A 19,749-nucleotide genomic window follows, 5' to 3' on the forward strand; every position below is an offset into this window, starting at 1 on the left:
GCGGCACTCATCGGCTACGTGCGTAACGGTCGCATCGCGCCCGGCGGCAGCTGCCGCCTGCTGGATACGGCCGATGGCGTGATCGCGCTCAACCTCGCGCGCGATGACGACTGGGCCCTGCTGCCGGCCTGGCTCGAGGAGTATGTCGCACCGCACTGGGGTTCGGTCGCGGAAGCGATCCGTCAGCGCAGCGCGCCTGCGCTCGTCGAGCGCGGCCGCGAACTCGGCTTGGCGGTGGCGGAGGCTTCTTCTCCCTTCCCCTGGACGGGGGAGAACTTTTTGATTCCCTCCCCCCTGACGGGGGAGAAAGCGTTTCTTGCTCCCTCCCCCTCGATGGGGGAGAACTCCGCTTTTACTCCCTCCCCCTGGACGGGGGAGGGCGGGGGTGGGGGTGTCAAGCCGCTCGTCGTCGATCTCACCTCGCTCTGGGCCGGACCCTTGTGCAGCCGTCTGCTGCAGGCCTGCGGGGCCGAGGTGGTGAAGATCGAGAGCCTGCAGCGGCCCGATGGCGCACGGCGCGGCTCGCCGGCGTTCTTCGATCGGCTCAATGCCGGCAAGCGCTGCGTGTCGCTGGATTTTTCGAGCGCCTCGGGCCGTGCCGAGCTGCGCGCCTGGCTGCAACGCGCCGACATCGTGATCGAAGGCTCGCGCCCGCGTGCGCTGCGCCAGCTCGGCATCCATGCCGAAGAATTCATCGCCGCAAAACCCGGCCTCAGCTGGATCAGCCTGACGGGTTACGGCCGCACGCCCGATGCGGAGAACGCGATCGCCTACGGCGACGACGCGGCGGTCGCCGCAGGGCTTTCCTGGGTTCAGTACCAGGCCACCGGCACATGGATGTTCGTCGGCGATGCGATTGCCGATCCAATCACCGGCCTGCACGCCGCGCTGGTCGCCTGGGCCGGCTGGCGCAAGGGCGGCGCCGGACTGGTGCCGCTGGCGCTGTGCGACGTCGTGCGCCAGTGCATCGCCTTCGACCTGCCGGCCACGTCCGAAGCGATTCGCGAACGGCAGCGGGTGTGGGCCGCGCGGGTCGTGGGCACCCATTGCCGCCATCCCCGCGTGCGCGGTAATGACAAGAGCGGATGCTGATCCGTCACGCCGACCTGCTCCAGCACGGCCGCGCCGACGTGCGCCTCGGCAACGGCCTGATACTCGAAATCGGTCGCGGCCTGCGTCAACATCCGGGCGAAGGGCTGCTCGATGCCGACGGCGCTGCGCTCCTGCCCGGCCTGCACGACCATCACATCCACCTGCGTGCGCTGGCGGCGGCGATGGCGTCGGTCGCCTGCGGGCCGCCGCAGGTCACGGGCGCCGATTCGCTGGCCGCACGCCTGCGCCAGGCCGCGGCCCAGGCCCGTCCCGGCGACTGGATCCGCGGCGTCGGTTATCACGAGTCCGTCGCCGGCGAGCTCGACCGCCACTGGCTCGACCGGCATGTCGCCGACCGACCGGTGCGCATCCAGCACCGCAGCGGTCGGTTGTGGGTGCTGAATTCACCAGCGCTCGAGCGGATCGGCGCGCGCGAGGACGGCGGTGAGGACCCGCTGGAGCGTCGCGACGGCCGGCTGACCGGGCGGCTGTACGATGCCGACGCCTGGCTGCGCGCGCGCCTGGGCAATGCGCGCCAGGACCTGAGTGCCGTCAGCCGGCGGCTGGCGGGTTTCGGCGTCACCGGCGTGACCGACACCACACCCGGCAACACCCGCGACGACTACGCCTATTTCCGCGCCGCGCACGCGCGCGGTGAGCTGCTGCAGGACGTACTGGTGATGGGCGACAACAGTCTCGACGATCTACGGGGCGAGCGGCGGGGTGGGGGCGTCGTGCGTGGCCCGCGCAAGTTCCACCTGCACGATGCCGACCTGCCGGAACTGGGCGAAGTCTGCGCCGCCATCGAGGCCAGTCATGCCGCACGGCGGCCGGCGGCCTTCCACTGCGTGACGCGCGCCGAACTGGTGTTCGCGCTGGTTGCACTGCGCGAGGCCGGCTGCATTGCGGGTGACCGCATCGAGCATGCCGCGGTGACGCCGCCGGATCTACTGGCCCAGGTCGCGGAGCTGGGCCTCATCGTGGTGACGCAGCCGAATTTCATCGCCGAACGCGGCGATGCCTATCTGCGCGACGTGGACGCTGTCGATCGGCCCTGGTTGTACCGCCTGCGCGGGTTTCTGGCGGCTGGCGTGGCGCTGGCCGGCAGCACCGATGCGCCCTTCGGCGATGCCAATCCCTGGAAGGCGATGCAGGCGGCGGTGGATCGGCGCACGGCGGCCGGCGCCATGATCGGCGCAGGGGAGTCCCTGGGCCCGGAGGAGGCCCTGAACCTCTTTCTGGCGCCGCTCTGCAGCCCGGGCCAGCAGCCACGGGCGCTGGCGGTGGGTGCGTCAGCCGATCTTTGTCTGCTCGACCGGCCCTGGGCCGAGGCGCGCCAGGCGCTCGGCGCGGTGCGCGTGCAATGCACCTTCAAGGCCGGCGCATTGATCTGGCCGGCGGCTACAGGATCCCCGGAATGAGCGCCTTGCGGTCCTTCGGATAGTCGGGGAAGTTCTCCAGATACCAGCGGTGGTGCGACAGCGCACGCGGCGCGAGATTTGAGATCGTGAACAGCGCGAAGGCCAGCCCGGCCAAGGTGTAGCTCATCAGCGCCCAGCCGCACCACAGCAGGATCTCGCCGAAATAATTCGCCGCGGATACGTAACGGAACATCCCGCCGTAGGGAATCTTGTAGCCGGTCGAGCCGTCGGCGCGCAGGTTGATGAGGATCGAGTCGGCGCGGAAGTTGATCCACCAGCCGGTGGCGGCGATGGCCAGGCCCACGATCAGCCGCGGATCCTGCAGCCAGTCGGCGCTCGCCAGGTGCGGCGCGAACGCTACGGCATAGCCGTTCACGAACCCGTTGACCGCGTTGAAGACAAACCCGAACACCACGCCGCTGAGCGGGAAGCGCTTGTGCCGGTCGCGCATGCGCAGCGGATACAGGATCGCGCGGTGGACGTAGTGCGCCTGCCACAGGCCGAACAGCAGCAGCTGCGCCGCGGACGGCGACTCCACCAGCCACCAGAAGCTGAGCGCGAAGCTGAACCACTGCGGCGACTCGAACAGCAGCCAGGCCGGCAGCGCCGGCCAGGTGCCGGCCTGGCCCGGCAGCATATGGCGGCCATAGGGATTGACCTTGCGCAGGGTGCCGAAGAAGGTCAGCACGGACAGGATTAATATCCCGTAAATCAATCCGTTATGAACCTGTCCCAGCATGGCCGTCCCCCGCTTTGGATGGCTTTCAGTCTGGCCTGCACCCGGATTCCGGACCTAGTCCACATGGGGGATGGCGCCAAAGAAGGAATTTGTGAATCTAACTCGCAAATTCACCCGACCGGCCAGCATCCCGACGGCATGAGCGCACTCGCCGCCCGCAAGCCGACCGATTCGCCGACGCGTCCGGCACGTCCGGGGCGCCCGGCGCGCGTCAATGCGCAGGCCATCATCCGTGCCGCGATCGAGATCGGCCTCGAGGGCGTCACGCTCAAGCAAGTGGCGGATCGCCTGGGCGTGGCCGTGCCCACGCTGTACCGCCACGTGCGCAATCGCGACGAACTGGTGCGCCTGGCCGCCTTCCAGATCACGCTGGCGCGCGCCATGCCGCAGGCCGCCGGCCTGCACTGGAGCGAGCTGGCGCAGCGCTATGCCGAGAGCCTGTTCGAGTCCTTCATGGCCGAGCCGCAACTGATCGGCGAGCTGCTGCGGGGGCGCCTCGGCCCGCACGCCGAAGTGGACGTGCTCGAGCAGTTCCTGGCCGCGCTCGCCCCGCACGGGTTCACGCTGGAAGAAGGCGCCCAGCTGTTCCATGCCATCGGCATGATCACGATCGGCGCTGCCGCCGGCTCGATCGGCCTGGCCGCCAGCACGGCGTCCGGCCAGTCCTGGATCGCCGAGATGCGCCGCACGCTGACCGAGCGCGACCCGGCGGAGCTGCCGCGCGTGCGCCGCGTGCTGCCGGCGCTGCTCGAAACCGAATCCATCCCCTGGCAGCACGCGCTGCAGCGCCTGCTGGCCGGTATCGCCGCGGCACGCGGTGAAGAATTGCCCGCCCCGGCCCTGCCCCGCAAAAGCGACAGGGAATCTTGAATCGCAAGGAGACCAAGCCATGACCGCAGCCGCCCGCATCGAGATCGACAGCCGCATCTTCAATCCCTATTCCAAGGACTACATCCGCAACCCGGACCCGGTGTGGCAGGTGCTGCTGCGCGATTACCCGATCGCCTGGCACAAGGAACTGGGTATGTGGCTGGTGAGCACGCACGAGCTGTGCGAGAAGATGCTCAAGGACAACCGCTTCTCGCCGTTCTTCGGCCACTGGGAGCATGCGCCGCCGCCCAAGCCGGAAGACCAGAAGACCGACTTCGACCGCGCCTACGAGGTGGGCTTCTTCGCGGTGTCGCCCAAGGATCACCTGCGCCTGCGCAAACTGACCATGCCGGCGTTCTCGAAACCCGTCATGGGCAAGATCGACGCCAAGATCCGCGACCTGGTGCTGGAGTGCTTCGACGCCATCGGCGACGCCGAGGAGTTCGATGCCTACCAGGCGTTCGCCAGCAAGATTCCGGTACGCGCGATCTCGCGCATGGTCGGCGTGCCGACCAATATGGAAGAGTTCTTCCACGAGTTCGCGGTCAACATCATCAAGGCCACGCGCATCAACCTGAGCGCCAAGGAGCGCGAGGCGGCGATGCAGGGCACCCAGGCCGGCTTCGACTACTTCAAGCGGCTGATCGCCGAGCGCCGCGCGCGGCCCGAAGGTCCGGGCGACGACTTCATCGGCAGCCTGATCAGCGCCCAGGACCAGGACGACCGGCTGACCGACTACGAGATCCTGTCGGTGATCTTTGCGCTGATCACGGCAGGCTCGGACACGGCCACCGACCTGCATACCTTCCTGCTGCAGGCGCTGCTCAGCCACCCCGACCAGTACGCGCTGCTCAAGCAGAAGCCCGAGCTGATGGAGAACGCCATCATCGAGTCCCTGCGCTGGGCCTCGTTCGGCAAGATGCCGTTCTTCCGATTCGCCACCGAGGACATCGAGTTCGCCGGACAGCTGATCAGGAAGGGGCAGGGTATCGGCATCAACATCATGGCCGCCTGGCACGACCCGGCGAAATGGGAAAACCCCACCCAGCTCGACATCACACGCAAGCTCGACGGCAACATCGTGTTCGGCGCCGGCGCGCATTTCTGCATCGGCACTTACCTGGTCCGTGTGCAGGGCCAGCTGATGCTGTCCGAGTTCATGAAGCGCTATCCCGACGCCGAGCTGGCCGACGGCGACGGCCGCGTGGACTACGAGTGGACCCACCACAACGCGCGCCGTATCAACCGGCTGATCATCAAGACGAATCGCAAAGCCAGCCAGAAGGCCGCGTGAGATGAGCCAGGATACGAAAGGCTTTTTTGAAGCGTCGCGCCAGGGATGGCGCGTCCTGGTGCAGGGACGCACGGCATGAACAGGTGGATCTGCGTCATCTGCGGCTTCATTTATGATGAAGCCGCCGGCCTGCCCGAGCACGGCATCGCGCCGGGCACGCGTTTCGCCGACCTGCCGGAGGACTGGACCTGTCCCGAGTGCGGGTCGCCGAAATCGGCCTTCGAGCCGTACAACGAATAGTCCGGGACGAGCCCGGAACCCATAAACCAGGGGGAGTCATGAAGCAGAAGCTGGAAGGCCGTTACCCGGCCTCGTCCGATGTCGTCATCAAGATGATGACCGACCGGAAGTTCTACACCGATCGTCTGGATCTGCAGGGCCTCAAGGACTACGAGGTGCTGGACCACAAGTCCGACGGCAAGAACTTCAGCATCACCATCAAGCGCAAGATCGGCCCGATCGTGGTGACCTCGGTCGAGACTTGGAACCTGGCCAGGAAGACCGGCTCCATCAAGGTGGAGCTGGCCGGCATGCCGATGGAGGTGTCCTGCGTTACCTCGCTGGCCGACAAGGGCGGCGAGTGTGTGCTGACCTACGACTGGGACATCCGCTCGAAGGTCCCGCTGGTGGGGGGCAAGATCGAGAAGCAGTTCGCCGGCGAGAACGAGAAGGCCATCCCCGAGCAGACCCGGCTCGGCATCCAGCTGCTCAAGAACTATGCCTGAACGCCCGGCCGTGCCGAGATAGGTTCTAGTCGGTTCGGACGATGCCCGGCGGGCACACCGCAGGGCTACCATAGTCTGCGGCCCGCAGCGTGCCGCATACCCGGTGCAGTGAGGAGCATCAAATGAAATTCAGAGCGTTACTCGTGATGGGCCTGTCCGCTGGCCTGGCGCTGACGGTACTGGACGCCGCCGCCAAGGCGCCACCGGACAAGATCGCCGAGCTGGACGGCCCGCGGCTGACCTGCATCGGCGCCGAGCGCGCCGGCACGCCCTCCGGCGTCGCCGAATACACCGGCAAGTGGTTCAAGACCTGGCCGGGCCAGACCAAGCCGTTCGGCTACGAGCCCGGGCCCTATGCCGACGAGAAGCCGCTGTTTACCATCACCGCGCAGAACATGTCCCAGTACGCGGACAAGCTGACCGAAGGCCAGAAGGCGCTGTTCAAGAAGTACCCGCAGCACTACAGGATGCACGTCTATCCCAGCCATCGCGACTTCCGTAACGCGGACTGGGTATGTGAGACCATCAAGAAGAACGCGGCCAGCGCCGAGCTGGTCGACAACGGCCTGGGCGTCAAGGGCTACGGCGGCGCCATCCCGTTCCCGTTCCCGCAGAGTGGCCTGGAGGCGGTGTGGAACATCATCAACCCGCACCGTGCCTGGACCGAGAAGGCGGTCTGCGATATCGCCGACGTCTACTCGAACGGCAGCATCGCCTGGGGCCGCAACCGGTTCAAGACCATGAACCTGATGAACAACCCGGACGCCAGCAAGCGCGGCAACTACCAGGACAAGATCAACGCCTACTTCTACACCAGCTACATCCTGCCGGAGCGCGACAAGGGCTTCACCGCGGTCGGCTACCAGCCCAACAACTTCTCCAAGGACGCCACCACGTCCTGGCAGTACCAGCCGGGCATCCGACGCGTGCGCCAGGCGCCGGAGGTGTGCTGCGACTACCCGGTGCCGCCGGCCGGCCTGCGCACGGTGGACGACGACTACGTCTTCAACGGCTCGCCCGAACGTTATACCTGGAAGCTGGTGGGCAAAAAGGAAGTCTACATTCCCTACCACAACTTCCGTTTCAATGATCCTGCGCTCAAGTACAGCGAGCTGATCAAGCCGAACACGCCCAACCCGGATTACGTGCGCTACGAGCTGCATCGCGTCTGGGTGGTGGAAGGCTCGCTCAAGCCGGGCCAGCGCCACATCTACAGCAAGCGTACGTTGTACGCCGACGAGGATACCTGGATCGCGATGTGGGCCGACAACTACGACGGCCGCGGCCAGCTGTGGCGCACGGCGACGGTGATGTACTTCTACTCGCAGGAGTCGGGCGCGCTCCACCGCGGCGCGTCGTTCTACCACGATCTGACCTCGGGTGCCTACGAGGCGGGCTATCTGACCAACGAGCGCGGCGACGACTGGTGGCGCATCAACGTGCCGCTGTCGCCCGAGGAATTCAGCCCGCAGGCGGCGGCCAGGGGCGGGCATTGATCAAGCCCTACGGGCTCCTTTCAAAACAAGCAAAGGCAAAGAGTAAGAGCGGGGCGGCGAGAGCCGCCCCGTCATTCATCGGGGGAGAGTGACAGAACATGAAAACGGCTTTCATCACCGGCGCCAACGTCGGCCAGGCCAATCTGTTAGTCAAGGCGCTGGACCAGCGCGGCTGGCAGGTGTTCGCGGGCGTGTTGCCCGGCGCGCCGACCGACCTGAAGACCGGCGGCAACGTCACGGTCGTGGACCAGGACGTGTCCGACACCGAGTCGGTGCAGAAGAGCGCCGAGGTCGTGACCAAGGCGCTGAATGGCGGCGGACTGGACCTGCTGATGAACGTCGCCGGGGTGGCCAACGTCGCCACCGGCGTGCTGGAGGCGGTGGATCTGAAAGCGGTCGAACGCCTCTTCCACATCAACACCTTCGGCCAGCTGCGCGTGGTGCAGGCCTTCCTGCCGCTCCTGCGCAAGAATGCGCCGGGCTCGCGCATCGCCAATTACAGCTCTGGCGCGATCATCGCCAATCCGGTCGGCGCCGGCGCCTACAACATGTCCAAGCACGCCATCCACGGCATGACCCTGACGCTGCGTCATGAGTTGGCACCGTTCGGCATCCAGGTGACCTCGATCATCCCCGGCGGTGTGCTCACGGACATGTCCAAGAACTCGCACGTCAACACGCGCAACAGCTGGAACCAGCAGCCCGAACACATCCGCAAGGTGTACGAACCGCTGGCCAATACCTACATGCAGGTGCTGCCGGACATGCTGGAAAAGACCGGCAGCACACCGGAGCAGGCGCTGGCAGGCACGCTGCAGATCCTGGACAAGAAGAAGTGGAAGCCGATGGAGTACCTCGGCAAGGACGTGAAGCCCATGGGCCTCATGCGCCGGCTGCTGTCCGACAGCCAGCTCGAGTCCATGATGCGCATGACCTTCAAGATCCCGGTGTACAAGTCCTGACTGTCTGATCCCCTCCCCCGTGACGGGGGAGAACGACTTTACTTCCCCTCCCCCTTGACGGGGGAGGGTTGGGGAATCACATGAACGCCGTCATGAAAGAAACCAGCGACATCGCCGCGCTGTTCCAGCGCGTCGCCGCCCACGCCCCGACCTACGCCCAGACCACGGCCGAAGAACGCCTCGAGCGCATCGGCCGCCTGTACCGGGCGATCATGGCCGCGCGCCCCGCCATCCACGCCGCCGGCCGCAAGGAACTGCGCCTGATCGACCTGGACATCGACGGCCAGCTGCTGATGCTCAAGACCGAGTACGAGTTCATCACGCGGCACCTGCGGCAGTGGATGCAGCCGGAGCCGGTGCAGGGCTCGCTGATGACGGTCGGCAAGCGCTGTTACATCCAGTACCAGCCCAAGGGCGTGGTCCTGCATGTCTCGACCTGGAACGCGCCGATCGCCGAGGCCTTCATCCCCGGCTTCGGCGCGCTCGCGGCCGGTAACCCCTTCGTCCTCAAGCCCTCGGAGCTGGCGCCGGAATCTGCGCAAGTGCTGGCCGACATCGCCAGGCGTGCACTGCCGGAGGAGGAGTTCGCCGTGGTCAACGGCGGGCCGGAGGTCGCGCAGGAACTGCTGCGCCAGCCCTTCAACCACATTTTCTACATCGGCGGGCACGCCGTCGGCCGGATCATCATGAAGGCCGCGGCCGAGCACTTCGCCACCGTGACGCTGGAGATGGGCGGCAAGAATCCGACCATCATCGACGCCAGCGCCGACGTGGACGATGCCGCACGCAAGACCGCCTGGGGCCGCGTGTGCAACGCCGGCCAGGTGTGCCTGGCGCCGGACTACGCACTGGTACACACGTCCCTCGTGCGCCCTTTCATCGACGCGCTGGCCAAGCACATGACCGTCATGTACAACCACGACGGCAAGGGCTTCCAGAAGTCGGCGTACCTGCCGCGCATCGTCAACGGCCGGCATTTCGAGCGCATCAAGGGCCTGCTGGACGATGCCATCGCCAAAGGGGCGAAAGTGGAGTTCGGCGGCGAGACGGATGCCGCCGACCTGTTCATCGGGCCGACCCTCCTGTCGAACGTCAACAACTCGATGCGCATCATGCAGGAGGAGATCTTCGGGCCGATCCTCTGCATCGTGCCGTTCGAGGACCGCGAGGCCGCAGTGCGCGAGATCCGCAGCCGGCCGAAGCCGCTGGGCTGCTACGTGTTCGCGAAGGACCGTGCGGCCATCGACTGGTGGCTGGCGTACACCACCTCCGGCAGCGTGGTCGTCAATCACAACGTGATCCAGTCCGGCACCAACCCGAACCTGCCGTTCGGCGGTGTCAACGCCAGCGGCATCGGCCGCCTGTGCGGCCGCGCCACCTTCCTGGAATGCTCCAACGCGCGCGCGGTGGTCGAGGACGGCAAGGGCCTGGGCGACCCGAACATGATGTTCCCGCCGTACTCCGACAAGTACCGGCAGGCCATCGAGTGGATGCTGAACAAGGGCATGAACCTGCCCGACGGCGTGATCAATTTCCTCAACGCGCTGCTGCGCATCGGCAAGCGCTGAAGCGCCGAACTCCGGCCTTAGGGAACCCCTGATTTATTCCGTCACCCCGGCGAAGGCCGGGGTCCAGCGCCTCTAAAGTCGCTGGATTCCGGCTTTCGCCGGAATGATGAGCGGAATCGATCAGGGCTTGCTTGGCTTCAGACGCGCGGCACCACCGCCAGCGTGCAGCGCGACACGCATACCGGCTTGCCATCCTCGTCCGCGATGCGGATGTCCCATACCTGGGTCCGGCGCCCGATGTGAATCGGCGTGGCCACGGCAGTCACCACGCCGTCGCGCTTGGTGCGCAGGTGGTTGGCGTTGATCTCCAGGCCCACCACCATTTCCTTCGCCTGGTCCACATTCAGCCAGCCGGCCATCGAGGCCACCGTTTCGGCCAGCGCCACCGATGCGCCGCCATGCAGGATGCCGAAGGGCTGGTGAACCGGCGGCGCCACCGGCATGGTGGCGACCACGCGCCGTGGGTCGCGCTCGACGATTTCGATGCCCAAGGTTTCAACCAGGGTCGAGACCAGCGTCTGCCGTGCTTCCGTAGGGGTCGTACTCACGCAAAACTCCCGCTATAGTGCCGCTGGTCGAAACCGTACGATTCGCTGTCATGCGGCCGAAATTGCCTGCGCTTGCCATCTTACTGCTTTCCTGTCTGCCGGTCCGGGCCATGGCGGCGGACTTCGTGGACCCCGAAACGCTGCGCGCCGGCGCCGCGGCGCCGATCGCCCCGCCGGACTGGATCGCCGCGGAATACCTGGAACAGGATCCCGCGCCGGGCGATGCGGCCGCGCGCCTGCTGGCGGCCGCGCAGGCCGGCCAGCACGACGTTCGGACTACCGCCGCGATCCTGGCCGAGATCGAGCGCTACCTGGCGCTGGATCCCTACGGGCGCGCCCGCTACATCGCCGATGCCCGCTGGCAGGGCTGGGGCCACGAACGCTATAACACCTACTGGCTCGAGCGGGCGGCGGCGATGCTCGGCGACGGCGATCTGGCCGGCGCGGAGCGCGCACTGCGGCACCTGCGCAAGCCCTGGAGCGACGCCGTGGCGGCGCGCCGCTACTCGCTGTGGGGGCAGCTATATCTGCGCCAGGCCAATTACGCCCACGCCGCTGTAGCGCTGGAAAAGCAGGCCCGCATGGCCGGTGACGGCCTGTTCGATCACTACAACTTCGCCTACGCGCTCTTGCAGATCGGTGACCGCGAGCGTGCGCTGGCGGTGCTCGACGACATCGGCCTGCTGGCGGTCGAGACCGAGGACCACCGCGCGTTGCGCGACCGCGCCAACCTGGCCTTGGGCTGGTACTGGCTGGCGCAGGACCAGGGCGGGACGGCGCGCGCGTTCTTCCGCCGCGTACGGCTGGAAGGGCCGTTCTCGAACCTGTCCCTGCTGGGACTGGGCTGGGCCGAACTCGCCGCCGACGGGCAGCGACAACACGCGCGTTTCAAGCGCCGCGTGCTGTGCGAGAAACCGGAGGTACCGCCGGATGCGCTGATGCGCCTGCTGTCGGATCGCTACGCGGCCTGCCGGCCGGGCGAGCTGCCGGGCGTATTCGACATCACCCACGATTTCGCCTTCGACACCGCCGCGCATGGCACCGGGCGCTATCTCGAGGCCTTGCGGCCCTGGCGCGAGCTGGCCCGTCGCGACGTGCAGGACCCGGCAGTGCAGGAGGCGCTGCTGGCCATGGGCTACGCACATGAAAAGCGCGGGGCGCCGGCCGAGGCCGAGCAGGCTTATCGTGCCGCGGTCGCCCGATTCGAGACGGAGACGGCGCGCCTGACGGCGTTGGCGTCGGCGTTGCGCGACCCGGCGCAGGATCCGCTGCAGGCGCTGGCCCGCCACGCGCGCCCGCGGGAATTCGCGACGCTGCGCAGCAGCCGGGAGGTCACGCGCCTGCTCGAACTGTACGACGCCCTGCGCCAGGTGGAAGCGCGCGTGGCCGGCGCCGGGCCGTCCGTGCCGGCGGAACTGCAGGACCGACTGACCCGGCTGAACGCGGAAACCGCCGCCGTGCGCAGCTCCGTGGACGCGGAATTGCGACGCCGGCTGCTCGACGAGCTCGGCGCGCGCCGCACGCGCCTGGATCACTACCACTCACGCGCCCGCCTGGCACTTGCGCAGCTCTACGATCGCAAGGCCCGGCCCTGACAGGCCGTCGAAAAACGACCAGACTATCGGTTAACGGCTTCGGTTAAGGCGTGGCCCTGAGCGGCACGTGCATAGTCGCGGCCGATGTACAGGTACATCGCCGGCACCACGTACAGCGTGAACAGCGTACCGATGGTCATGCCGGCGGCGATCACCATGCCCATCGAGAAGCGCGCCGCGGCGCCGGGCCCCGAGGCGATCAGCAGCGGGAACATGGCGACCACCAGTGCGGCGGTGGTCATCAGGATCGGCCGCATGCGGATGGCGGCGGCCTCCTCGATGGCCTCGCGCTTGGACAGGCCCTGCAGCTGCAGCTTGTTGGCGAACTCCACGATGAGGATGCCGTGCTTGGAGATCACGCCGATCAGCGTCACCAGGCCGACCTGCGTGTAGATGTTCAGCGTCATGCCCGGGAAATCCGTCAGCCGGAGGTTGTTGGTCAGGCCGAACAGGTTGATCACCAGCAGTGCGCCGCTGATGGACATCGGTACGGTCACCAGCATGATCAGCGGGTCGCGGAAGCTCTCGAACTGCGCCGCCAGCACCAGGTAGATGATGATCAGCGCGAACACGAAGGTGGCGGCCAGCGCTGCACCTTCCTGCTTGAACTGCCGCGAGGGGCCGGCGTAGTCGATCTGGAAGCTGGCCGGCGCCAGCTCGGCTGCCAGATCCTCGAAGATCTTCAGCGCCGCACCCTGGGTCACCCCGGGCTTGGGTACGGCAATGAGGGTGTCGGCGTTGAGCTGCTGGAAGTGCTCAATGGTGCGTGGCACGGTGCGCTCGCTGATCGTGACCAGCGTCGAGATCGGAATCAGGTCGCCGTTGGCGGCGCGGGTGTAATAGCCCTCCAGCTGCGCGGGGTTGAGGCGCTCGCCGCGCTCGACCTGCTGGATCACCTTGTACGAGCGGCTCTGGAAATCGAAGCGGTTGATCTCGCCGCCCGCCAGCAGCGCCGAGAGGTCGGCGCTGAGCTGGTCCATGTCCACGCCGAGCAGCGCAGCCTTGTCGCGGTCGATGTGGATGGTCGCCTCGGGGCGGTCGATGCGCAGCCGCGGGGCCACGAACCAGAACTGCTTGGTGGCCATGGCGCGCGCCACGATCTCGTTGCTCACTTGGCTGATTTCCTGCGGTGAGGCAGTGGATTTGAGCACGAACTCCACCGGGTAGCCCTGGCCGGGCGTGGGCAGCGGCGGGGGCGAGATGCCGGCCCAGCGGATGCCGGGGATGGCCTGCATCTGCGGCGTCAAGGATTCCAGCACGTCCTTGGTCGAGCGCTCGCGCTCGGTCCAGGGCTTCATCACCATGCCCATGAAGCCGGTGTTGGTGCTGCCGGTCTCGCCGACGCTGAAGGTGAAGATGTGGTCCACGTCCGGGTCGGACAGGGTGATTTTCTGCGCCTCGGCGAAGTACTGGTCGAGATACTCCTGCGAGGAGTAGCCGTCGGTCTCCGAGATCGAGAAGGCAAACCCGAAGTCCTCCTCCGGTGCGAGCTCGTTGGGGGTGCCCAGATACAGGAATACGCAAGACGCGAGCACGACGACACCGAACACCAGGATCACGAGGCGGGTGTCGAGCGCGCTGTGCAGGCGGCGCTGATAGGCCTGTTTCCAGGTCTCAAAGCGCGCATCCAGCCAGTCGGCCAGCTTGCCTTCCCCGTGCGCGGGCTTGAGAAGTCTGGCGCACATCATCGGCGTGAGCGTGAGCGCGATGACGCCGGAGATGAGCACCGCGCCGGCCAGGGTGAAGGCGAACTCGGTGAACAGTTTTCCGGTGATGCCGGTCAGGAAACCAATCGGCGCGTACACCGCCACCAGGGTGATGGTCATGGCGATCACCGGCCCGACCAGCTCGCGCGCGCCCTTGATGGCGGCGTCGAAGGGCTGCATACCCTCCTCGATGTGGCGGTGCACGTTCTCTAGCACGATGATGGCGTCGTCCACCACCATACCGATCGCCAGCACCATGGCCAGCAGCGTCAAAAGGTTGATGGTGAAGCCGAGCACGAACATCAGGAACAGCGCGCCGATCAGCGACAGCGGCACCGTCACCGCCGGGATGAAGGAGCTGCGCACCGAGCCGAGGAACAGGAAGATGACGATGATGACGATGATCACCGCCTCGGCCAGCGTTTTCTGCACCTCGCTGATCGCCTCGCGGATGTACAGCGTACTGTCGTAACCGATCTGCGCGTCCAGGCCCTCCGGCAGCTGCTTGACGATCTCCGGCCACACGCGGTTGACCTCGGCGATGACGTCGAGCACGTTGGCCTCGGGGCGTACGTCGATGCCGATGAAGATCGCCGGGTCGCCGTCCCAGCCGGCGCCGCCGTCGTAGGTCTCCGAGCCGAGGATGACGTTGGCCACGTCGCCCAGGCGCACCACCGACTCGCCGTCGCTCTTGACCACCAGCTGCTTGAATTCCTCCGGGGTGCGTAGGTCGGTGCGCGCCGACAGTCCGATGCGCACGTAATTGCCCTTGGTCTCGCCGACTGCCGACAGCACGTTCTGCCCGCGGATGCGCGCGTAGACCTCGCTGGCGGTGAGGTTGTGCGCCGTCAGGCGGTCGGGTTTGAGCCAGATGCGCATCGCGTAGGTGCGTGCGCCGATGATGTTGGCCTTCTCGACGCCGGGGATCGAGGACAGCTGCGGCTCGACCACGCGGATCAGGTAGTCGGTGATCTGGCTCTTGTCCAGCACCTTGGAGTAGAACGACATGTACATGGCCGAGGTGCCGCCGCCCTCGGCCACCTCGATGATCGGATCCTCGGAGCCCTCCGGCAGCTGGTTGCGCAGCTTGTTGACCTTGGCCGAGATCTCGGTGAGCGCCTCGTTGGGGTCCTTGTCCAGGCGCAGGTTGGCGGTGATCACGCTCACGCCCTGGCCGGTGCTGGAGGTGAGGAAGTCGATGCCGTCGGCGGTGGCGATCGAACGCTCCAGTGGTGTCGTGACGAAGCCCTCCATCAGCGCCGGGTCGGCGCCGGGGTAGGCGACGGTGACGGTGATCTGCGCGTTCTGCAGTTCCGGGTACTCGCGGACGGTGAGGTCGAAGCCGGCGCGCAGGCCGAGCAGCAGAATGACCAGGCTGATCACGGTCGCCAGGACCGGGCGCTGGATGAAAATGTCGGTGAAGTGCATGTCAGTATCCTGTCAGGCCGCCCCGCTTGTGCGGGTCTGATCCTGGTGGGGTCAGCCTTGCGGCGGCGTCGGGTCCAGCTCGACCTTGGGCGTCATCTGGTTGTTGATGATGACTGGCTGCCCGTTGCGCAGTTTGAGCAGGCCCGAGGTGGCGACTTCCTCGCCCTCTCGGAGTCCCTCGGCCACGGCGACATAGTCGCCGCGGGCATCGCCGGTCTTGACGAAGCGCTGCACCACCTCGAGGTCGGTGTGCGGCGGCATGCCGGGCATGGGTTTTTCCGGCGGCGGCGCGTCCTTCTTCTTTTGCACCACGAATACCGAGGTACCGAAGGAGTTGTAGCTGATGGCGGTGCGCGGCACGACCAGCAGCTGTCGCTCGCCCGGCAGTACCACCTGTACCTTGCCGAACTGGCCGGGGCGCAGCTTGAGATCGGCGTTGGCCAGGCGTGCACGCAGCCTGAAATTGCGCGTCGCCTGGTCCACCTTCGGCTCGATGGCGAGGACTTCGCCCTCGAAGCGCTCGTCCGGGAAGGTGTCCACTTCCACGCTGACCTTGAGCCCCGGGGCGACCGCCGCCAGCTGCTGCTCGGGCAGGCTGAAGTCGAAGAAGATCGGGTCCAGCGCCTGCAGCGTGACGATGGCGGTGCCCGGCGCCAGGTATTCGCCGAGGTTGACGCGCCGGATGCCGAGCACGCCCGCGAAGGGCGCGCGAATGTTTTTCTGCGCCAGCTTGGCGCGCTGTGCCTCGACCGCGGCCTTGGCCGCATTGGCCTCGGTCACGGCGGCGTCATAGTCTGCCTTGGAGATCGCCTCGAGCTGGTACAGCTTCTCGCGCCGACTGCGGTTGAGCTCGGCCAGCTCGGCCTGCGCCTGCAGGCGGCGCAGCTCCGCGGCCTCGTTGGCAGCATCCAGCGTGACCAGCGGCGCGCCCTTCGCCACGCGTGCGCCTGACTCGAAGTGGATGGCGGTGACGATGCCGCCGGCCTCGGTGGTGACGTCGGCCCCATTGACCGGTACGAAGCTGCCGACCGCTTCCAGCCGGTTGTCCCAGGTCATGACCTGTGCGGTGCCCGAGCTGATGGTGGCCGGCGGCACCGGCATCTTGCTCATATAGGACTCCATCATGAGCGTGCCGGCGTACTTGCCGCCGAACACGGTGCCGAACACGACACCGGCCAGCAGCAACATGATGATCATTCGTTTGGTCATGACTTTACTTCCCGGATGAAACTGGATTTTCGGCAGGCGCCTTCGGCGGTTGCGCGGCCAGCAGGCGATCGATCTCGGCGAAATCCCGCTCGGACAGGCTGCCGACCGTCTGCTTGAGCTGCAGCAGGCTGAGCAGCAGGTTGTAACGGGTGCCGTTGAGATCGCGGCGCGCCTGCACCACGCGAGATTTGGCATCGAGTACGTCGGTGATCGTGCGCGTGCCGGCGTCGTAGCCGGCGCGGGTGGCGCGCTCGGCGGCCAGCGCGGAGGCGAGCGACTTTTCGAACGCACGCGCCTCGTCGTAGCCGGTCTGCACCTGGCGGAACAGCTGCCGGGTTTCGCGCTCGATCTCGAGGGTGAGGCGTTTGAGTTCGGCCTCGGCGATCCGGCGCCTGGCCTCGGCCTCGCGGATGCGCGAGGCGTTGATGCCGCCGGCATACAGCGGCACGTTCAGCTCGAGGCCGATGCGGCGGTCGTCGCGTTCCTGGCCGAGCGAATAATCGGTGGAGTCGTCATGGCTGATGCTGGCGACCAGGTCCACGCTCGGGGCGGCCTCGGACTGGCGGCTGCGATGGTTGGCCTCGGCGACGACCAGCGCCTGTCGTGCCTGGGCGATGCGTGGGCTCTGCTGGCCGGCGGCTGCGACCCAGGCCTCGACCCCGGCCGGCGTCAGCGGCGGGAAGCTCACCTGCTCGGCCAGCGGCGGTAGCTCGGCGCGGCCGTTGCCGGTGATCTCGTCCAGCGCATCGCGTGCGCTCTCCAGCGCGCGGCGCGCGGCCAGCAGTCGCGCCTGGGCGAGATCGTCGCGTGCCTGCGCTTCCTTCAGATCGGTGCCCGGCACCAGCTCCACCTCGTAGCGCTTGCGCGTGTCCTCCAGCGACTCGCGCACGGCGCGCGCCTCGGCCTCGGCCTGCGCCAGTGCGTCCTGCGCCACCAGCACGCCGAAATAGCGGTCGGCGACGCGGCGCAGCAGCTGCAGCTTGCGTTCCTGCAGGCCGAGCTCGGCCTGCGTGTCCAGCGCCTGTGCGCGCGTGCCGCGCGCGAACCAGTCGAGGCGGAACAGCGGCTGGCGCGCCGCCAGTGCGGCGCTGCTGCCGTGGTAGTCCTCCTTGGGGGCGGTGCCGAAGGGGAAGGTCGCCTCGGTGTTGGCCTGGTCGTAACCGACGGTGAGCGCCACGCTCGGCAGGCGTGTGCCGCGCTCCTGCTTGCCGGCCTCGCGCTCGGCGTCGTACAGCGCCAGGGAGCCGGGCACGGTCGGGTCCACCTGGCTGGCGCGCTGCAGGGCCTCGCTCAGCGTCATGGCCTTTACCTGAGCACCGGCCAGCAACAGCGTCATTCCCGTGAAGGCGGAAATCCAGTGTCTGAAGGCGCTCGTTTCACGGGATCGCCGCTTGCGCGCGGATGACAAGAAATTCACCACGTGTCGCCGTCTATTTCTTGTCGCAGGGCAGGTCATGGAATACCTCGTGACAGAGCGTTTCGATCTTGGCGTCGAGCGCCGCCTCGTCGGCCGGGTCGAACAGCGGCTTCCAGCCGAGGCCGTTGAGCAGGCACTGCTGGTGGCGCAGCATCAGGCGGTAGGCATTGCCGAGGCCGTATTTTTCCGCCAGCCCCTCGGCATGCGCGATCTGGTGCGTGCCCTCGCACAGCGCCCAGGGTGCCAGGCACAGCTCGAAAGACTTGAGTCCGCGCGTATCGAGGTCGCCGACGCGCACCGCCTCGACCACGATGCTCTCCACCGCGCGGCCCAGCGGCTCGCCGGCCGCCAGCGCCTTGCGCCGGCGCTCCGGCGGCGCGGCACGCCATACCACCTCGGTGAAGGCGTACTGGTCGAGCTGGAAGTGCTCGGGATAGCGGCGCACCAGCAGCATGTCGGCCACCGCGATGCCGAACATGCGGTCGCGGGTGCCGGCCTTCCAGTCCACCACGCGCTGGAACAATTCGGCGCGGTACTTGATGTTCTCGGTGGACAGCGCCACCAGCAGGTCCTCCTTGGAGGCGAAGTGCTGGTACAGCGTGCCGACTGCGTAGTCGCATTTCTCGGCCAGCCGCGCCATCTGCAGGTTGAGCAGCCCGTCCTCGCGGATCAGCTCGCGCGCGGTGGCCAGGAACAGCTGCTCGCGTTCGGCGACTTCGCGCTGGCGGCGCTCACGGGTACTCATGGGGGAGGCGTGTTAGATCGGAATTCAGAACGTGAATATAGTTCAAAAAAGACCCTGCGGTCAATGAACCGGCTCGATTCAGCGCCCTTGGGGTGGCCAGGCCCGACGATCTTTGTCATTCTGCGCGGCACCGGTTTTCAACCCCTTTAGGAACCCGCGGAAGCAGGCCATGAGCAATCCCCTTTTGTCCGGTATTCGCGTGCTGGACCTGTCCCGGCTGCTGCCCGGGCCCTTTTGCACGCTGTACCTCGCCCAGCTCGGCGCCGAGGTGATCAAGATCGAGGAGCCGGACGGCGGCGACTACACCCGCGCCATGTCGCCCGAGCTGTTCCAGCTGGTGAACCGTGGCAAGAAATCGGTGACGCTGGACCTGCGCCGTGCCGAGGACGTGGCGCTCTTCAAGCGCATGGTGGCGCAGGCCGACGTGGTGCTGGATTCCTTCCGCCCCGGCGTCATGGAGCGCCTGGGCTGCGGTTACGAGACCCTCAAGGCGATCAACCCGCGCCTGGTCTATGCCGCGCTGACCGGCTACGGCCACACCGGGCCCTACCGCGACAAGGCCGGCCATGACATGAACTACCGCGGCTACGCCGGCGAGCTGGAGCAGAACGGCGGCAGCGGCGGGGCGCCGGCCACCGGCAATTTCCAGGTGGCCGACCTGGCCGGCGGCGCGCTGACCTGCGCCATCGGCATCCTCGCCGCGGTGATCGGGGCGCGCGCCTCGGGCGAGGGCGCCTTCGTGGACGTGGCCATGCTCGACGGCACGCTGGCGTTGCAGGCGGTGGCGCTCGGCACGCTGCGCGCGCACGGCCGGGTGCAGCCGCGCGGCGAGGACATGCTGTCCGGTGCGCTGCCCAACTACAGCCTGTACAAGTGCCGCGACGGCAAGTACCTCGCGGTCGGCGCGCTCGAGCCGAAGTTTTTCAAGGCGGTG

At 67.2% G+C, this 19,749-nt stretch carries 17 protein-coding genes; 11 read left to right on the plus strand and 6 right to left on the minus strand.

Going from position 1 to position 19,749, the window contains the following annotated elements; translation table 11 throughout:
* The coding region (locus tag VNJ47_07595; GenBank protein HXG28695.1) for a CoA transferase at positions 1-1,092 on the plus strand (1,092 nt) is incomplete at its 5' end.
* Positions 1,086-2,513 (plus strand): amidohydrolase family protein, encoded by a 1,428-nt coding sequence (locus VNJ47_07600; protein ID HXG28696.1) that lies wholly within the window; start codon positions 1,086-1,088, stop codon positions 2,511-2,513. The genes VNJ47_07595 and VNJ47_07600, both read left to right, overlap by 7 nt.
* Here VNJ47_07600 and VNJ47_07605 read toward each other — a convergent pair.
* Complete coding sequence (locus VNJ47_07605; protein HXG28697.1) at positions 2,494-3,252, minus strand: DUF1295 domain-containing protein; 759 nt, start codon at positions 3,250-3,252, stop codon at positions 2,494-2,496. The genes VNJ47_07600 and VNJ47_07605 overlap by 20 nt on opposite strands.
* Before the next feature lie 138 nt (positions 3,253-3,390).
* Here VNJ47_07605 and VNJ47_07610 point away from each other — a divergent pair, with 138 nt between their 5' ends.
* From VNJ47_07610 to VNJ47_07640, 7 genes are all read left to right on the plus strand, one after another.
* Complete coding sequence (locus VNJ47_07610) at positions 3,391-4,122, plus strand: TetR family transcriptional regulator (GenBank protein ID HXG28698.1); 732 nt, start codon at positions 3,391-3,393, stop codon at positions 4,120-4,122.
* A 19-nt stretch (positions 4,123-4,141) separates the two neighbouring features.
* Positions 4,142-5,416: a cytochrome P450 gene (locus VNJ47_07615; GenBank protein HXG28699.1), complete on the plus strand. Its 1,275-nt coding sequence runs from the start codon at positions 4,142-4,144 to the stop codon at positions 5,414-5,416.
* Between the two features lie 75 nt (positions 5,417-5,491).
* Complete coding sequence (locus VNJ47_07620) at positions 5,492-5,656, plus strand: rubredoxin (protein ID HXG28700.1); 165 nt, start codon at positions 5,492-5,494, stop codon at positions 5,654-5,656.
* Positions 5,657-5,694: 38 nt separating this feature from the next.
* The gene (locus tag VNJ47_07625) at positions 5,695-6,141 is read left to right on the plus strand and encodes a DUF2505 domain-containing protein (GenBank protein ID HXG28701.1); all 447 of its coding nucleotides are present in this window, start codon (positions 5,695-5,697) and stop codon (positions 6,139-6,141) included.
* A 122-nt stretch (positions 6,142-6,263) separates the two neighbouring features.
* Positions 6,264-7,637 carry a DUF1329 domain-containing protein gene (locus tag VNJ47_07630; GenBank protein ID HXG28702.1) on the plus strand — a complete coding sequence of 458 codons (1,374 nt, stop codon included), beginning with the start codon at positions 6,264-6,266 and terminating at the stop codon, positions 7,635-7,637.
* A gap of 98 nt (positions 7,638-7,735) precedes the next feature.
* Entirely contained in the window at positions 7,736-8,599 is an 864-nt protein-coding gene (locus VNJ47_07635) for an SDR family NAD(P)-dependent oxidoreductase (protein HXG28703.1), read from the plus strand.
* 80 nt (positions 8,600-8,679) lie between these two features.
* Positions 8,680-10,167, plus strand: a complete 1,488-nt coding sequence (locus VNJ47_07640; protein ID HXG28704.1) for an aldehyde dehydrogenase family protein — start codon at positions 8,680-8,682, stop codon at positions 10,165-10,167.
* A 137-nt stretch (positions 10,168-10,304) separates the two neighbouring features.
* Here the strand turns inward: VNJ47_07640 and VNJ47_07645 are convergent, their stop codons facing one another.
* Entirely contained in the window at positions 10,305-10,715 is a 411-nt protein-coding gene (locus tag VNJ47_07645) for a hotdog fold thioesterase (protein HXG28705.1), read from the minus strand.
* Positions 10,716-10,825: 110 nt separating this feature from the next.
* Between VNJ47_07645 and VNJ47_07650 the strand changes: the two genes are divergently transcribed.
* Positions 10,826-12,310: a hypothetical protein gene (locus VNJ47_07650; GenBank protein HXG28706.1), complete on the plus strand. Its 1,485-nt coding sequence runs from the start codon at positions 10,826-10,828 to the stop codon at positions 12,308-12,310.
* A 23-nt stretch (positions 12,311-12,333) separates the two neighbouring features.
* On the opposite strand, the gene VNJ47_07655 is transcribed toward VNJ47_07650, so the two are convergent.
* From VNJ47_07655 to VNJ47_07670, 4 genes are all read right to left on the minus strand, one after another.
* The gene (locus VNJ47_07655) at positions 12,334-15,444 is read right to left on the minus strand and encodes an efflux RND transporter permease subunit (GenBank protein ID HXG28707.1); all 3,111 of its coding nucleotides are present in this window, start codon (positions 15,442-15,444) and stop codon (positions 12,334-12,336) included.
* 51 nt (positions 15,445-15,495) lie between these two features.
* Positions 15,496-16,653: an efflux RND transporter periplasmic adaptor subunit gene (locus VNJ47_07660; protein HXG28708.1), complete on the minus strand. Its 1,158-nt coding sequence runs from the start codon at positions 16,651-16,653 to the stop codon at positions 15,496-15,498.
* Between the two features lie 4 nt (positions 16,654-16,657).
* Positions 16,658-17,953 (minus strand): TolC family outer membrane protein, encoded by a 1,296-nt coding sequence (locus tag VNJ47_07665; GenBank protein HXG28709.1) that lies wholly within the window; start codon positions 17,951-17,953, stop codon positions 16,658-16,660.
* A gap of 130 nt (positions 17,954-18,083) precedes the next feature.
* Complete coding sequence (locus tag VNJ47_07670; protein ID HXG28710.1) at positions 18,084-18,815, minus strand: helix-turn-helix domain-containing protein; 732 nt, start codon at positions 18,813-18,815, stop codon at positions 18,084-18,086.
* A 169-nt stretch (positions 18,816-18,984) separates the two neighbouring features.
* Between VNJ47_07670 and VNJ47_07675 the strand changes: the two genes are divergently transcribed.
* A partial coding sequence (locus VNJ47_07675; protein HXG28711.1) for a CaiB/BaiF CoA-transferase family protein occupies positions 18,985-19,749 on the plus strand: 765 nt, incomplete at its 3' end.

The sequence above is a fragment of the Nevskiales bacterium genome (genome assembly GCA_035574475.1).
GTDB lineage: Bacteria > Pseudomonadota > Gammaproteobacteria > Nevskiales > DATLYR01 > DATLYR01.

Coding starts and splice junctions, on each gene's coding strand:
- VNJ47_07600 (HXG28696.1), top strand. CDS start 1,086: ATGCTGATCCGTCACGCCGACCTGCTCCAGCACGGCCGCGCCGACGTG.
- VNJ47_07605 (HXG28697.1), bottom strand. CDS start 3,252: ATGCTGGGACAGGTTCATAACGGATTGATTTACGGGATATTAATCCTG.
- VNJ47_07610 (HXG28698.1), top strand. CDS start 3,391: ATGAGCGCACTCGCCGCCCGCAAGCCGACCGATTCGCCGACGCGTCCG.
- VNJ47_07615 (HXG28699.1), top strand. CDS start 4,142: ATGACCGCAGCCGCCCGCATCGAGATCGACAGCCGCATCTTCAATCCC.
- VNJ47_07620 (HXG28700.1), top strand. CDS start 5,492: ATGAACAGGTGGATCTGCGTCATCTGCGGCTTCATTTATGATGAAGCC.
- VNJ47_07625 (HXG28701.1), top strand. CDS start 5,695: ATGAAGCAGAAGCTGGAAGGCCGTTACCCGGCCTCGTCCGATGTCGTC.
- VNJ47_07630 (HXG28702.1), top strand. CDS start 6,264: ATGAAATTCAGAGCGTTACTCGTGATGGGCCTGTCCGCTGGCCTGGCG.
- VNJ47_07635 (HXG28703.1), top strand. CDS start 7,736: ATGAAAACGGCTTTCATCACCGGCGCCAACGTCGGCCAGGCCAATCTG.
- VNJ47_07640 (HXG28704.1), top strand. CDS start 8,680: ATGAACGCCGTCATGAAAGAAACCAGCGACATCGCCGCGCTGTTCCAG.
- VNJ47_07650 (HXG28706.1), top strand. CDS start 10,826: ATGGCGGCGGACTTCGTGGACCCCGAAACGCTGCGCGCCGGCGCCGCG.
- VNJ47_07655 (HXG28707.1), bottom strand. CDS start 15,444: ATGCACTTCACCGACATTTTCATCCAGCGCCCGGTCCTGGCGACCGTG.
- VNJ47_07660 (HXG28708.1), bottom strand. CDS start 16,653: ATGACCAAACGAATGATCATCATGTTGCTGCTGGCCGGTGTCGTGTTC.
- VNJ47_07665 (HXG28709.1), bottom strand. CDS start 17,953: ATGACGCTGAGCGAGGCCCTGCAGCGCGCCAGCCAGGTGGACCCGACC.
- VNJ47_07670 (HXG28710.1), bottom strand. CDS start 18,815: ATGAGTACCCGTGAGCGCCGCCAGCGCGAAGTCGCCGAACGCGAGCAG.